Source organism: Butyricimonas synergistica DSM 23225 (assembly GCF_000379665.1).
GTDB classification, from domain to species: Bacteria; Bacteroidota; Bacteroidia; order Bacteroidales; family Marinifilaceae; genus Butyricimonas; species Butyricimonas synergistica.
Window position 1 is genome coordinate 239,808 of record NZ_KB903360.1, and the last position, 13,925, is coordinate 253,732.

Annotated in this window: 24 protein-coding genes; all 24 read right to left on the minus strand. The window is 43.5% G+C overall.

The genetic code is table 11. The annotated features are described in order from the left end of the window. Positions 1–27: 27 nt before the first annotated feature. Entirely contained in the window at positions 28–804 is a 777-nt protein-coding gene (gene map / locus A3CY_RS0109440) for a type I methionyl aminopeptidase (protein ID WP_018337665.1), read from the minus strand. Between the two features lie 23 nt (positions 805–827). After that, positions 828–2,171, minus strand: a complete 1,344-nt coding sequence (gene secY / locus A3CY_RS0109445; protein ID WP_018337666.1) for a preprotein translocase subunit SecY — start codon at positions 2,169–2,171, stop codon at positions 828–830. Between the two features lie 101 nt (positions 2,172–2,272). Beyond that, a complete protein-coding gene (rplO, locus tag A3CY_RS0109450) occupies positions 2,273–2,719 on the minus strand; it encodes a 50S ribosomal protein L15 (RefSeq protein WP_018337667.1) in 447 nt (148 codons plus the stop codon). Between the two features lie 30 nt (positions 2,720–2,749). Continuing rightward, positions 2,750–2,932, minus strand: a complete 183-nt coding sequence (gene rpmD / locus A3CY_RS0109455) for a 50S ribosomal protein L30 (RefSeq protein WP_018337668.1) — start codon at positions 2,930–2,932, stop codon at positions 2,750–2,752. 13 nt (positions 2,933–2,945) lie between these two features. Continuing rightward, on the minus strand, positions 2,946–3,452 hold the full coding sequence (gene rpsE / locus A3CY_RS0109460) for a 30S ribosomal protein S5 (protein ID WP_018337669.1): 507 nt from the start codon (positions 3,450–3,452) through the stop codon (positions 2,946–2,948). Between the two features lie 12 nt (positions 3,453–3,464). After that, the gene (gene rplR, locus A3CY_RS0109465; RefSeq protein WP_018337670.1) at positions 3,465–3,821 is read right to left on the minus strand and encodes a 50S ribosomal protein L18; all 357 of its coding nucleotides are present in this window, start codon (positions 3,819–3,821) and stop codon (positions 3,465–3,467) included. Between the two features lie 22 nt (positions 3,822–3,843). After that, a complete protein-coding gene (gene rplF, locus A3CY_RS0109470) occupies positions 3,844–4,398 on the minus strand; it encodes a 50S ribosomal protein L6 (protein WP_018337671.1) in 555 nt (184 codons plus the stop codon). 15 nt (positions 4,399–4,413) lie between these two features. After that, positions 4,414–4,809, minus strand: coding sequence for a 30S ribosomal protein S8 (gene rpsH, locus A3CY_RS0109475; protein ID WP_018337672.1), 396 nt, complete (start codon positions 4,807–4,809; stop codon positions 4,414–4,416). A gap of 20 nt (positions 4,810–4,829) precedes the next feature. Beyond that, a complete protein-coding gene (gene rpsN / locus A3CY_RS0109480; RefSeq protein ID WP_018337673.1) occupies positions 4,830–5,099 on the minus strand; it encodes a 30S ribosomal protein S14 in 270 nt (89 codons plus the stop codon). A gap of 12 nt (positions 5,100–5,111) precedes the next feature. Then, a complete protein-coding gene (gene rplE, locus A3CY_RS0109485; RefSeq protein WP_018337674.1) occupies positions 5,112–5,660 on the minus strand; it encodes a 50S ribosomal protein L5 in 549 nt (182 codons plus the stop codon). Positions 5,661–5,777: 117 nt separating this feature from the next. Next, the gene (rplX, locus tag A3CY_RS0109490; RefSeq protein WP_018337675.1) at positions 5,778–6,101 is read right to left on the minus strand and encodes a 50S ribosomal protein L24; all 324 of its coding nucleotides are present in this window, start codon (positions 6,099–6,101) and stop codon (positions 5,778–5,780) included. 95 nt (positions 6,102–6,196) lie between these two features. After that, positions 6,197–6,562, minus strand: a complete 366-nt coding sequence (gene rplN, locus A3CY_RS0109495; RefSeq protein WP_018337676.1) for a 50S ribosomal protein L14 — start codon at positions 6,560–6,562, stop codon at positions 6,197–6,199. A 2-nt stretch (positions 6,563–6,564) separates the two neighbouring features. After that, positions 6,565–6,819: a 30S ribosomal protein S17 gene (gene rpsQ / locus A3CY_RS0109500; RefSeq protein ID WP_018337677.1), complete on the minus strand. Its 255-nt coding sequence runs from the start codon at positions 6,817–6,819 to the stop codon at positions 6,565–6,567. 6 nt (positions 6,820–6,825) lie between these two features. Beyond that, the gene (gene rpmC / locus A3CY_RS0109505) at positions 6,826–7,020 is read right to left on the minus strand and encodes a 50S ribosomal protein L29 (protein ID WP_018337678.1); all 195 of its coding nucleotides are present in this window, start codon (positions 7,018–7,020) and stop codon (positions 6,826–6,828) included. A 43-nt stretch (positions 7,021–7,063) separates the two neighbouring features. Then, complete coding sequence (gene rplP, locus A3CY_RS0109510; protein WP_018337679.1) at positions 7,064–7,483, minus strand: 50S ribosomal protein L16; 420 nt, start codon at positions 7,481–7,483, stop codon at positions 7,064–7,066. A 29-nt stretch (positions 7,484–7,512) separates the two neighbouring features. Continuing rightward, positions 7,513–8,238 carry a 30S ribosomal protein S3 gene (rpsC, locus tag A3CY_RS0109515; protein WP_018337680.1) on the minus strand — a complete coding sequence of 242 codons (726 nt, stop codon included), beginning with the start codon at positions 8,236–8,238 and terminating at the stop codon, positions 7,513–7,515. Positions 8,239–8,242: 4 nt separating this feature from the next. After that, the gene (rplV, locus tag A3CY_RS0109520) at positions 8,243–8,662 is read right to left on the minus strand and encodes a 50S ribosomal protein L22 (RefSeq protein ID WP_018337681.1); all 420 of its coding nucleotides are present in this window, start codon (positions 8,660–8,662) and stop codon (positions 8,243–8,245) included. Between the two features lie 36 nt (positions 8,663–8,698). After that, positions 8,699–8,968, minus strand: a complete 270-nt coding sequence (rpsS, locus tag A3CY_RS0109525) for a 30S ribosomal protein S19 (RefSeq protein WP_018337682.1) — start codon at positions 8,966–8,968, stop codon at positions 8,699–8,701. Between the two features lie 19 nt (positions 8,969–8,987). Further along, positions 8,988–9,812 carry a 50S ribosomal protein L2 gene (rplB, locus tag A3CY_RS0109530; protein WP_018337683.1) on the minus strand — a complete coding sequence of 275 codons (825 nt, stop codon included), beginning with the start codon at positions 9,810–9,812 and terminating at the stop codon, positions 8,988–8,990. Positions 9,813–9,817: 5 nt separating this feature from the next. After that, positions 9,818–10,108, minus strand: a complete 291-nt coding sequence (gene rplW / locus A3CY_RS0109535) for a 50S ribosomal protein L23 (RefSeq protein WP_018337684.1) — start codon at positions 10,106–10,108, stop codon at positions 9,818–9,820. A 3-nt stretch (positions 10,109–10,111) separates the two neighbouring features. Further along, complete coding sequence (rplD, locus tag A3CY_RS0109540) at positions 10,112–10,753, minus strand: 50S ribosomal protein L4 (protein WP_018337685.1); 642 nt, start codon at positions 10,751–10,753, stop codon at positions 10,112–10,114. Next, on the minus strand, positions 10,753–11,370 hold the full coding sequence (gene rplC, locus A3CY_RS0109545) for a 50S ribosomal protein L3 (protein ID WP_026207494.1): 618 nt from the start codon (positions 11,368–11,370) through the stop codon (positions 10,753–10,755). The genes rplD and rplC overlap by 1 nt, the downstream gene beginning before the upstream one ends. Positions 11,371–11,435: 65 nt before the next feature. After that, positions 11,436–11,741 (minus strand): 30S ribosomal protein S10, encoded by a 306-nt coding sequence (gene rpsJ / locus A3CY_RS0109550; protein WP_009137840.1) that lies wholly within the window; start codon positions 11,739–11,741, stop codon positions 11,436–11,438. Positions 11,742–11,817: 76 nt separating this feature from the next. Further along, positions 11,818–13,920 (minus strand): elongation factor G, encoded by a 2,103-nt coding sequence (gene fusA, locus A3CY_RS0109555; RefSeq protein WP_026207495.1) that lies wholly within the window; start codon positions 13,918–13,920, stop codon positions 11,818–11,820. Positions 13,921–13,925 lie beyond the last annotated feature (5 nt).

Below are 13,925 nucleotides of genomic sequence, written 5' to 3' on the forward strand. Positions count from 1 at the left end.
AACACTCTACAATTTACAATCTAAAATTTACAATTTACAATTACTGTCTTCTATATATTCAAATGTTGACAAAATATCAGCTTCTCCCTTCCTGATAGCTATCGTGTGCTCGAAATGTGCTGCCGGCAAATGATCTCTTGTCTTAATCGTCCAGCCGTCAGCCATCTGGAACACGTTACGCACTCCCATGTTTATCATAGGTTCGATGGCTATCACCATCCCTACTTTCAACTTACAACCTTGTCCCCGGCGACCGTAATTCGGGACCTGAGGCTCTTCATGCAAATTCTTTCCTACCCCGTGTCCTACCAATTCCCTCACGACGGAAAAACCATTCGCTTCAGCATAGGATTGTACGGCATAACCGATATCTCCTGTCCTCATTCCCGCTACTGCCTGTTCTATCCCTTTATACAAGCTATCTTTCGTCACTTGCAAAAGTTTTTTCACTTCCTCACTGATCTCCCCGACAGCAAACGTATAGGCGCTATCCCCGTAAAACCCGTTCTTCACGACCCCACAATCAACGGATACGACATCACCTTCCTCTAAACGACGAGAGGACGGAATTCCATGAACCACTTCGTCATTCACTGAAATGCAAAGTGTGTTCGGGAAACCTCCATACCCGAGAAATCCGGGAATGCCACCGTTGGAACGGATAAAATCTTCCGCTATCTTGTCCAACTCTAAAGTCGAAATACCCGGGCGAATGTGTTTGGACACCTCACCCAGAGTCTTTCCTACTAATCGGTTGCTTTCCCGTAATAACTCAACTTCCTCCTGTGTCTTAAAAAAAATCATGCCGCAAAAGTACAATATTTTCTTTAATACGCAGCAGGTCCTCCAGGATTTTTACCTTTGATCCGTCCGGACTTCATCAACCCGTCATAGTGACGCATCAACAAGTGGGACTCGATTTGCTGTAATGTATCTAATACTACACCCACCAAAATCAACAAAGATGTACCTCCATAGAATTGGGCAAACTGATGGTTCACGCCGGATAATTGGGCGAAAGCCGGAAGGATTGCCACAAATCCCAAGAAAATAGATCCCGGAAGTGTGATTCTCGACATAATCGTATCAAGGAACTCCATCGTTTTTCTTCCCGGTTTTACCCCCGGAATGAATCCACCGTTCTTCTTCATATCCTCTGACATCTGCATCGGATTGACCGTGATAGCCGTGTAGAAATAAGTAAACGCGACAATCAACACAAAGAAGGTAAAGTTATACCAGAACCCGGTAAAATCGGAGAATGCCGCAGCGAACCAAGACAACCCCTCTGCATTAGAGAAGTTAATCAAGGATACCGGCAACAACATAATAGCCTGAGCGAAGATGATAGGCATAACCCCGGCAGCGTTTATCTTCAACGGAATGTATTGACGAACACCACCGTATTGTTTGTTACCCACGATTCTCTTGGCGTACTGTACAGGCACTTTACGCGTACCTTGAACAAGCAGAATGGAACCGCAAAATACCAGGAACAATATAATCAACTCGATCAAGAAAGCCACTAATCCTCCTCCTTGTTGAGTTACTCTAGAAGTTACTTCGGCAACAAAAGCGAACGGTAAACGAGCGATGATACCAATCATGATGATGATGGAAACACCATTACCGATTCCCTTGTCTGTAATTCTCTCTCCCAACCACAGGACAAACATAGATCCCGCTGCCATAATGACAATGGAAGGAAGTTGGAATTGCCAAAAACCAGTAGACACGAAAGCCTCTACAGGCACCTGAGCTTTTAAGTTTGTAAGATACGCTGAACCTTGTAATACCAGGATCACCAAAGTAAGGTACCGCGTGATTTGGTTGATCTTACGTCTACCGCTCTCGCCTTCTTTTTGTAAGCGCTGGAAATAAGGAACTGCAATTCCCAATAACTGCACCACGATGGAGGCGGAGATGTAAGGCATAATACCCAAAGCAAATACCGACGCGTTCGAGAACGCTCCCCCCGAGAACATATCCAACAAGCCTAAAACGCCGGTGGAAGTCTGGTCTTTCAAGGCCTGCAAGCCGTGAGGGTCGATACCAGGCAGTACGATCTCTGTTCCTAACCTGTAAACGAGAATAAGCCCAAGCGTAGTAAGAATCCTAGTCTTGAGCTCCTCTATTTTCCAAATGTTCTTTAATGTATCAAATAACTTCATAAGTTCTTTCTTTTAAGGCATTGATTTGGGTTTTTGTTAAAGTTGCTTCAAAAATAGTAATTCTATTTTAAAAACAACTTTAAACTCCCAAATTTTTAATCTTACAATTTAACTACCGTTCCGCCCGCAGCCTCGATAGCAGCTACAGCCTTAGCAGAGAAAGCATTAGCCTTCACCTCTAGCTTAGTAGTTAACGCTCCATCACCTAATACCTTAAGAAGATCGTTCTTAGACATTAATCCGGCTTGAATCAAAACGTCTCTGTCAATTACTGTAAGATTTTCTCTTTCAGCCAAATCCTGAAGCATCCCTACATTAATAGCTTTATAATCTACTCTATTTACATTTTTAAAGCCAAATTTCGGTACACGTCTCTGCAAAGGCATCTGTCCTCCCTCAAAACCGATCTTAGATTTAAAACCTGATCTTGATTTCGCACCTTTATGTCCTCTTGTAGAAGTACCTCCTTTTCCGGAACCTTGACCGCGACCAATTCTTTTCTCACTGTGAGTTGATCCGGCAGCCGGTTTTAAGCTACTTAAATCCATTGTATACTATCTTTAAAATAGGTTCGACAATTACTTTACATCCTCCACGCGTACCAAGTGTTTAATCTTGGCTACCATACCCATGATCTGGGGTGAAGTTTCGTGTTCAACACTACTGCTCACTTTCCCGAGGCCTAATGCGTTCAAAGTAGCAATCTGACGTTTGTCGCTGCCACATCTACTCTTTACCAGTGTAATTTTAATCTTTGCCATCGTTCTTTCAGTTTTAACCGTTAAACACTTTGTCAAGACTAATGCCTCTCTGTTGAGCTACCATGCGAGGATCTCTCAATAACTTCAAAGCTGCAAAAGTAGCTTTTACCAAGTTATGAGGGTTAGATGATCCTTTAGATTTGGCCAACACGTCTTTTATTCCGGCACTCTCCAATACGGCACGCATAGCACCTCCGGCTACCAGCCCGGTACCTGAAGAAGCGGGACGCATAAACACGGTTGCACCGCTATATTTAGCCTCTTGCTCGTGAGGAAGGGTTCCTTTCAAAACAGGCACTTTAATCAAATTCTTCTTCGCGGCTTCAACACCTTTTGAAATAGCAGTTGTTACCTCGTTAGCTTTACCTAACCCGTAACCTACCGTACCATTTTCGTCGCCTACCACCACGATTGCAGAGAAACTGAAGGTTCTACCTCCCTTGGTAACCTTAGTTACGCGGTTGATAGCCACCAATCTGTCTTTCAATTCCAAGTCTGCACTATTAATCTTCTGTTCCATGCTTGCCTACTTTTAAAAATTAAGACCACCGTTACGAGCTGCATCTGCTAATGCTTTCACTCTTCCGTGATACAAATACCCGTTTCTGTCAAACACAACAGAGTCGATCCCGGCTGCCTTTGCTTTTTCAGCAATCATCGCACCCAACAATTGAGCCTGTTCTGTTTTGTTGCCTTTTTTCTCAGCGATCTCTTTGCAAAGAGAGGTTGCTGCTACTAATGTCTTTCCGGCATTATCATCAATCAACTGAGCAGAGATTTGTTTGTTTGAACGGAATACAGACAAACGGGGTCTCTCAGCTGTTCCGAAGACTACTTTACGTATTCTTCTTTTTATTCTTATTCTTCTTTCTACCTTAGTTAAAGCCATAACATTACTTTTTTACAGGTGATTAAACTTTAGCTGATTTACCAGCCTTACGACGAAGAACTTCACCCACAAACTTAATACCTTTACCCTTGTAAGGCTCCGGCTTACGGAATGAACGGATCTTAGCCGCTACCTGACCGATAAGTTGTTTATCGCAACTTTCCAGCGTGATAATCGGGTTAGCACGTTTTTCATTGAGTACACTCACCTTCACTTCATTCGGTAATACCAGGAAGATTCCGTGTGAATAACCTAATCCCAATTCAAGAACCTGACCTTCAGCGTTAGCGCGGTAACCGACTCCGACCAACTCTTGTTTGATCGTGTAACCTTCAGAAACACCTACAACCATGTTATGAATCAAAGCACGATATAATCCGTGCATGGCTTTATGAGCTTTATCTTCTGACGGACGCTCAACGATTACGTGAGCTCCTTCCACTTTCACGATCATTTCTCCGTGTACGTCCTGAGAAAGTTCTCCCTTCGGACCCTTTACGACGACCGTGTTATTAGGATTTACAGTTACTGTAACCCCTTGTGGTATATCTATTGGTAATTTTCCTATTCGTGACATTTTCCGCCCTTTTTATTAATAAACATAGCACAATACTTCACCGCCAACATTCTTCTGGCGAGCTTCTTTATCAGACATTACGCCCAATGACGTTGACAAAATCGCGATACCCAATCCGTTCAACACGCGAGGCATATCCTCTACGTTTGTGTAACGTCTCAGACCCGGTTTTGAAACACGTGTCAATGTCCTAATGGCGGGAGCCTTAGTCTCGGGATGATATTTCAAAGCGATTTTGATATTGCTTCTGACACCATCTTGCTCAAATTTGTAATTCAGGATATATCCTTTTTCCTTTAAGATCTTGGTCATTTCCCGTTTCATTTTTGACCCGGGGATATCCACAACTTTATGACCTGCTTTCACTGCATTTCTAATGCGAGTAAGGAAATCTGCTATTGGATCTGTCATTTCTCTAATTTTTTTAAATATTACCAACTAGCCTTTTTAACTCCAGGTATAAGTCCCGCTGAAGCCATCTCGCGGAATTGAATTCTGCTTATACCAAATTGTCTCATGTACCCTCTCGGTCTTCCGGTCAGCTTGCATCTGTTGTGCAAACGAACGCGACTGGAGTTCTTAGGTAGAAGGCTCAGACCCACGTAGTCACCTTCCTCTTTTAATTTAGCTCGTTTCGCAGCGTACTTTTCTACCAATTTTGCACGCTTCACCTCACGGGCTTTCATTGATTCTTTTGCCATTTCGCTTTTTTTTTAGTTCTTTTTAAATGGTAATCCAAATTCTCTTAGAAGAGCAAAAGCCTCTTCGTCGGTATTAGCCGAAGTTACAAAAGTGATATTCATACCCATGATCTTGTGGACAGAATCCAACACGATTTCCGGGAATATGATTTGCTCTTCTACTCCTAATGTGTAATTTCCTCTTCCGTCAAGCTTATTGTTAATTCCCTTGAAGTCGCGGATACGCGGAAGGGCGGAAACAATAAGTCTTTCTAAAAATTCATACATACGTTCTTTACGTAAAGTTACTCGCACGCCGATCGGCATTCCTTTACGCAATTTAAAATTAGAAACGTCCTTGGTTGATTTACAGGTAACGGGTTTCTGACCGGTGATGGTAGCGATCTCGTTTACCGAAAACTCAAGGATTTTCTTATCCTGGATGGATGATCCCACGCCCTGATTGATTACTATCTTCTCCAATCTGGGTGCTTGCATAACTGACTTGTATCCGAACTCTTTCATCAAAGTCGGTACAATTTCTTCGCTATACTTCTTTTTGTAATTTGGTACGTATTTCATTTATAATATTTGTTACTATGCCTCACGGCATATCATTTTCATTTTGCGGCTGCAAAACTACAAATTAAAATTATAAATTGCAAGTTGCTCTAAAACAACCTGCAATTTTATTTATTCTTACTTCAATTCCTGACCGGATTTCTTAGCGTATCTCACTAATTTTCCTTCTGCATTCCGGCGGCGTCCGATCTTGGTCGGCTTACCGGTTTGCGGGTCAACCACGTTCAAGTTAGAAATGTGGATAGGAGCCTCTTTCTTAACGATTCCTCCTTGCGGGTTAGCTGCATTGGGTTTGGTATGTTTGCTTACCAGGTTGATCCCTTCAACAATGGCTCTTTGCTTGTCCGGAATCATTTCAAGTACCTTTCCCTGCTTCCCTCTGTCTTCTCCTGCATTTACCTGAACTAAGTCACCTTTCTTTATATGAAACTTTTTGCTCATCGTATAAATTATTTATGATTCATGATTTACGATTTATGACTTCAAGACTTCCGATCATTATTCAATCTAAAATCTAAAATCATAAATCTAAAATCTTAAAGTACTTCGGGGGCTAAAGATACAATCTTGGTATAACCCTCACGAACTTCTCTGGCTACAGGTCCGAAGATACGAGTTCCTCTCATTTCTCCCGCGTTGTTCAACAACACACAAGCATTGTCATCAAAGCGGATATAAGATCCGTCCGGACGTCTGTACTCTTTGCTTACACGAACTACCACTGCCTTGCTAACGGTTCCTTTTTTGATATCCCCGTTCGGGATGGCGTTCTTCACGGTAACAACGATTTTATCGCCTACGCGTGCGTATCTTTTCTTGGTTCCACCAAGAACACGGATACAAAGCACTTCTCTAGCGCCGCTGTTATCGGCTACGGTCAATCTACTCTCTTGTTGTATCATGATTACTTAGCTCTTTCAATGATTTCAACTAATCTCCATCTCTTGGTCTTGCTCAAGGGACGAGTTTCCATAATTCTTACTGTATCCCCGATGTTACATTCGTTCTTCTCATCGTGGGCAGTGAACTTTTTGGTCTTGCTGACGAACTTCCCGTAAATCGGGTGCTTCTCCTTAAAGTGAACTGCAACCGTGATAGACTTGTCCATCTTGTTGCTTACCACAAGACCGGTACGCTCTTTTCTAAGATTTCTTTCCATTTTCTACTACTTGTTTAATTCACGCTTGCGTAACTCCGTCATCAATCTAGCGATATTTCTTCTTGTAGTCCGAATTAACATCGGGTTCTCAAGAGGAGAAACAGCATGGTTCATCTTCAACTTCGTCAAGGCAGATTTTTCTGTCCCGATCTTCTCTTTTATCTCTTCAGTGGTTAAATCCTTAATTTCTGATGTTTTCATTTCTCTTACATTTTTTCGTTTCGAAATTCAAAATAGTCTACGACTACTCAGCATAATCACGTCTAACCACAAACTTCGTAGCGATGGGCAACTTTTGAGCTGCTAAACGCAATGCCTCTTTAGCGATTGCGTACGGTACTCCATCTGCTTCGAAAAGAATACGTCCCGGAGTAACCGGAGCAACGAATCCTTCTGGAGATCCCTTACCCTTACCCATACGAACCTCAGCGGGTTTTTTAGTAATAGGTTTATCTGGAAATATACGAATCCATATCTGGCCCTGTCTTTGCATGTAACGGGTTACCGCGACACGGGCTGCTTCAATCTGGCGTTGTTCGATCCACATGTTCTCCAACGCCTTGATCCCGAAAGACCCGAATGCAAGTTCATGTCCTCTCTGGGCATTCCCTCTCATTCTCCCTTTCTGCGATCTTCTGTATTTAGTCCTTTTTGGCTGTAACATAGCTCTTGATCTATTTAAAAGTTAAAAGACTATTTTTTTCTCTTTTTAAACCCGCCTTTTTTGCCGGCATTGTTCGGACGGTTGTTCTCCTTCGGAGCGCTTACCAGTGCATTCGGAACCAATTCACGTTTACCGTAAACCTCTCCTTTGCAAATCCAAACCTTAATACCCAGCTGACCGTAGGTAGTCAAAGCCTCGGCCTGAGCGTAGTCTATATCAGCACGGAACGTGTGCAACGGAATTCTACCTTCCTTGTAGATTTCGGCTCTCGCCATTTCCGCACCGTTCAAACGACCGGAGATCAAAATCTTGACACCTTCCGCTCCCATTCTCATGGTTGAAGCGATAGCCATCTTGATAGCCCGACGGTAAGCTACACGACCTTCCAACTGACGAGCTATATTATTGCCTACGATCACGGCATCCAATTCAGGACGCTTGATCTCGAAGATATTAATTTGAACTTCCTTATCAGTGATCTTCTTCAACTCCTCCTTCAACTTGTCAACTTCCTGTCCGCCTTTACCAATGATAATACCCGGACGAGCGGTGTTGATGGTGATGGTGATGAGCTTCAAAGTTCTCTCGATAACAATTTTAGCGATTCCGGCTTTAGCGAGACGGGCGTTCAGATACTTTCTGATCTTGTAATCTTCCACCAACTTATCGCCATAGTTCTTACCGCCAAACCAGTTAGAATCCCATCCTCTGATGATTCCTAATCTATTGCTTATTGGATTAACTTTCTGTCCCATGTAACTATTCTTTTGTAATGTTTTCAACAGCTGTCTTGCTTCCCAGCACGATCGTCACGTGATTTGAACGTTTACGAATCCGGTGTGCTCTTCCTTGCGGGGCCGGTCTAAGTCTTTTCAACATTCCTGCACCATCAACGAAAATCTCTTGCACGAACAAAGCGGCTTCGTCAACACGCTTCCCTTCGTTCTTCTGTTCCCAGTTTGCAATCGCTGAAAGCAACAGCTTTTCAACTTTACGAGCAGCTTCTTTAGGACAAAACTTAAGCATATCCAAAGCTTTCTGTACATCTACTCCGCGAACCAAGTCTGCTACTAATCTCATTTTTTGAGGAGATGTAGGACAATCGCGAAGAATTGCAAAAGCCTTCTCTTTTTTGGCTTCTTTATTCTGATTTGCTCTTAATCTTTTTCTTGCACCCATTTTAATACATCTTCTTTAGTTCAACCTTACCATGCATTATTTTTTCTTCTTATCAGCATGGCCTCTGAATGTACGCGTCGGCGCAAATTCTCCCAGTTTATGACCTACCATATTTTCAGTCACGAATACGGGGATAAATTTATTACCGTTGTGTACAGCGATAGTGTGCCCTACGAAGTCCGGAGAAATCATGGAGTGACGAGCCCAGGTCTTAACAACCGATTTCTTATTGGACTCATTCATTACCAATACTTTTTTCTCTAGCTTGAAATCTATAAAAGGGCCTTTTTTTAACGAACGACTCATAACATCAATAATTAATCAGTTATTTTTTCCTTCTTTCTATGATATACTTGCTAGAGTGCTTCTTCGGAGCTCTAGTCTTGTATCCTTTAGCCAACAAGCCTTTTCTTGAACGAGGATGTCCTCCTGAAGCGCGGCCTTCACCACCACCCATCGGGTGATCAACCGGGTTCATCACGACACCTCTCACGCGAGGTCTGCGACCTAACCAGCGCGTACGACCGGCTTTACCTGAACGTTCCAATGCATGGTCGGAGTTAGACACCGTACCAACAGTGGCGCGACAAGCAGCCAACACCATACGAACTTCACCGGAAGGTAATTTGATAGAAACGTATTTACCGTCTCTTGCTACTAACTGAGCGGAAGAACCGGCACTACGAGCCATCACGGCTCCTTGTTGCGGTCTTAACTCGATGTTATGAATGATTGTACCTAGTGGGATTTCAGATAAGAACAAAGAATTACCTACTTCAGGAGCAACACCTGCACCACTTATCACGGTTTGATCAACTTGCAAGCCGTCCGGTGCCACGATGTAACGTTTCTCTCCATCTGCATACACTAATAGAGCAATTCTCGCCGTACGATTGGGATCGTACTCGATTGTTGCAACACGAGCCGGAACATTGTCCTTGTCACGTTTAAAATCTATTATTCTGTATCTTTGTTTATGACCACCACCTATATATCTCATTGTCATTTTACCGGTGTTATTACGTCCACCAGTTTTACTCTTTGGTCCTAACAATGATTTCTCAGGTCTATCTGTAGTCACCTGATCAAAGGTAATCGCTACCTTATGTCTCTGACCAGGAGTTACAGGATTTAATTTTCTTACAGCCATCTTAATTAAATATTGCTAAAAAAATCAATACTATCACCTTCTGCTAAGGTCACAATTGCTTTCTTGAATGAAGCGGTTCTCCCGGAAATAACACCAGCTTTCGTGTAACGAGATTTAGCATCTCCTTGGTACACCATAGTGTTCACGTTCTTCACGGTCACGCTGTACATTGCTTCAACTGCTCTCTTAATCTCTAATTTATTCGCCGCTTTGCTCACAACGAATGCTACTCTGTTCTGCTTGTCAGTCAATGCTGTCATTTTCTCTGACAAAATGGGCTTAAAAATTACTTGCATGTCTTACTCTTCATTAAGATTGAACATTTCATTCAGGCCCTGCACTGAACTTTCAACGAACACGAGATTCTTAGCTCTCATGATATTGTAAGTTGCAAGATCGCAAACTCTCATCACATCCACGTATTGCAAGTTACGAGCGGATAACAAAACGTTCTCGTTTATCTCGCTATTCGTAACCAACAGGATGTTCCGATCTCCTAATTTCAGGTTATTCAACAGCTGAATCATCTGTTTTGTCTTCGGTGCCTCAAAGTTGAGATCCTCAACAATCGTTACCGCATTTTCGGCAACTTTTACAGATAATGCTGATTTACGGGCCAATCTTTTCAGCTTCTTGTTCAACTTGAAGCTATAATCTCTTGGTACGGGTCCAAACACTCTACCACCTCCTCTGAACAGAGGATTCTTGATACCACCAGCACGGGCTCCACCGGTTCCTTTTTGCTTTTTCAGCTTGCGGGTACTACCGGAAATCTCATTTCTTTGTTTTGACTTGTGGGTTCCTTGGCGGTTGTTCGCTAAAAACTGCTTTACATCAAGATAGATAGCGTGTTCGTTAGGCTGAATCCCGAAGATAGCGTCATTTAACTCTATCTTCCTGCCTGTTTCTTGTCCGGCAATGTTTAATACACTTAACTCCATTACTTCTCGATAATTACGTATGAACCTTTAGCTCCGGGGATAGAACCCTTCACCAATAACAAATTATTCTCAGGAATCACCTTCAACACCTCCAAGTTCTGAACCGTTATTCTATCACCACCTGTTTGTCCACCCATGCGCATTCCTTTGAATACACGTGACGGTGTAGAACAAGCACCGATAGATCCCGGCTTTCTCTGGCGGTTGTGCTGACCGTGAGTAGCCTCTCCAACTCCAGCAAACCCGTGACGTTTCACAACGCCCTGGAATCCTTTCCCTTTGCTGGTTCCGACAACATCAACGTATTCTGTTCCCTCGAACAGTTTCACGTCAATTACATCTCCTAACTTGTACTCGACATCATACCCAGAAAACTCGACAAGTTTTCTTTTTGGAGTTGTGCCTGCCTTTTTAAAGTGTCCACTTAGCGGCTTCGTTGTGTTTTTCTCTTTTTTGTCATCAAACCCCAACTGAAGTGCTGTGTAACCGTCCTTCTCTACAGTTTTTACCTGGGTTACAACACATGGACCGGCCTCAATCACAGTGCATGGAATACTTTTTCCCTCGGCACTGAATACGGAAGTCATTCCGACTTTTTTTCCAATTAAACCTGGCATCTCTTTTTTTCTTTTTAAAAATAGGTTTTCAATCTCTCTAATAACGACATAGGTTTTCGCCGTTATCAAACTTTAATCTCTACTTCAACACCACTCGGCAACTCTAGTTTCATCAAAGCATCAATTGTACCTGCAGTTGAACTGTAGATATCAATCAATCTTTTGAACGTGCATACCAAGAATTGCTCGCGGCTCTTTTTGTTCACGAACGTAGAGCGGTTCACAGTAAAAATTCCCTTGTGAGTCGGAAGCGGAATCGGTCCGCTTACCACTGCACCGGTAGCCTTCACTGTCTTTACAATCTTCTCTGCAGACTTGTCAACCAAGTTGTGATCGTAAGATTTCAACTTAATTCTGATTTTTTGGCTCATGTTTTTAATTATGATTTATGATTTAAGATTTACGATTCAAGATAAACGAGAATCGTAAATCGACAATCTAAAATTCTTACAATAATTCTACTCTACCGTTATTTTTTTCGATAACTTCCTTGGCAATTCCCTTCGGAACCTCTGCATAATGAGAGAACTCCATTGAAGAACTTGCACGACCGGATGACAACGTTCTCAAAACGGTCACGTAACCGAACTGCTCTGCAAGCGGCACTTTAGCCTCTATCACGCGAGCTCCGGCTCTAGACTCCATTCCTTCAACTTGTCCCCGGCGACGGTTCAAGTCACCGATAATATCACCCATGTACTCTTCGGGGGTTACCACCTCGAGTTTCATGATCGGCTCCAACAACACCGGTTTTGCCTTTTGAGCAGCTTCCTTGTAACCGATCTTGGCAGCCATTTCGAAAGACAACGCATCAGAGTCAACCGGGTGGAACGAACCGTCAAGCAAAGTGATCTTCAAACTTACGAGTTCATAACCAGCCAACACACCATTCACCATGGCATCCTTGAATCCTTTCTCTACTGACGGGATAAATTCCTTCGGGATATTACCACCTTTCACCTCGTTCACGAAAGTCAAGCCATCTTTTCCGTCCTCGGCGGGTTCCATTCTGAAAATAATATCAGCGAACTTACCACGACCTCCGGTTTGTTTCTTGAACACGTGACGGTGTTCAACAGAACCGGTGATAGCCTCTTTGTAAGCCACTTGAGGTGCACCTTGGTTACATTCAACCTTGAACTCGCGTCTCAGACGGTCAAGGATAATATCCAAGTGAAGCTCACCCATACCGCTGATTACGGTCTGACCTGAATCCTCGTCAGTTTTCACGCGGAAGGTCGGGTCTTCTTCGGCCAATTTAGCCAAAGCCATACCTAACTTATCCGTATCCTTCTGGGTAAGCGGTTCAACAGCGATACCAATCACGGGTTCCGGGAAGGTCATACTTTCCAATACGATCTGGTTTTCCTCTGAACACAAGGTATCTCCGGTACGAATATCTTTGAATCCAACGCAAGCGCAAATATCTCCGGCTTCGATTACATCTTTAGCCTGTTGCTTGTTCGAGTGCATTTGGAACAAACGAGAAATACGTTCTTTCTTTTCAGTTCGCGGGTTGTAAACGTATGAACCCGACTCAATTTTACCGGAGTAAACACGAGTGTAGCACAAACGTCCCACGAACGGGTCGGTCGCGATCTTGAATGCCAACGCGGAAAGCGGAGCTTCCGGGTCAATCTCGAAAGTCACAGCCTCCTCGGTACGCGGTCTTTTACCAGCAGCAGCCGGAATATCCAGCGGGTGAGGTAAATAAGCGACAACAGCGTCCAACAAATTCTGAACACCCTTGTTCTTGAATGAAGAACCGCACATCACCGGACAGAAGTCCATAGCAATAACTGCTTTACGAACCACGGCTTTCAACTCCTCAACAGTAATTGAATCCGGATCCTCGAAGAAACGTTCCATTAAAGCCTCGTCCTGGACAGCAGCAGCCTCAACCAACTTCTCTCTCCATTCTTGAGCCTCAGCCAACAAATTAGCCGGGATTTCTTTAATCGTAGCGGTTTTCTCACCATTCTCCCACACGTAAGCCTTCATCTCGATCAGATCGATCACTCCCTCGAAACTCTCTTCAGCGCCGATAGGCAACTGCAACGGAATCGGGTTAGCTTTCAATTTCTCGCGAATTTCACGCACTGCCTTGAAAAAGTCAGCACCTGAACGGTCCATTTTGTTCACGAAAGCGATTCTCGGAACCCCGTACTTGTTTGCCTGACGCCAAACGGTTTCCGATTGTGCTTCCACGCCACCCACGGCACAGAACAATGCCACAGCACCGTCCAATACACGCAAGGAACGCTCTACCTCAACCGTGAAGTCAACGTGCCCCGGGGTGTCGATAATATTAATTTTATATTGCTGATCCTGATAATTCCAGAAACACGTGGTAGCGGCAGAAGTAATGGTGATACCTCTCTCCTGCTCCTGCACCATCCAGTCCATGGTAGCCGTACCATCGTGAGTTTCACCAATCTTGTGGTTCACTCCAGTGAAATACAGGATACGCTCTGTCGTTGTGGTTTTTCCGGCATCGATGTGAGCCATGATACCGATATTTCTTGTAAAATGTAAATCTCTTTTTGCCATCTTCT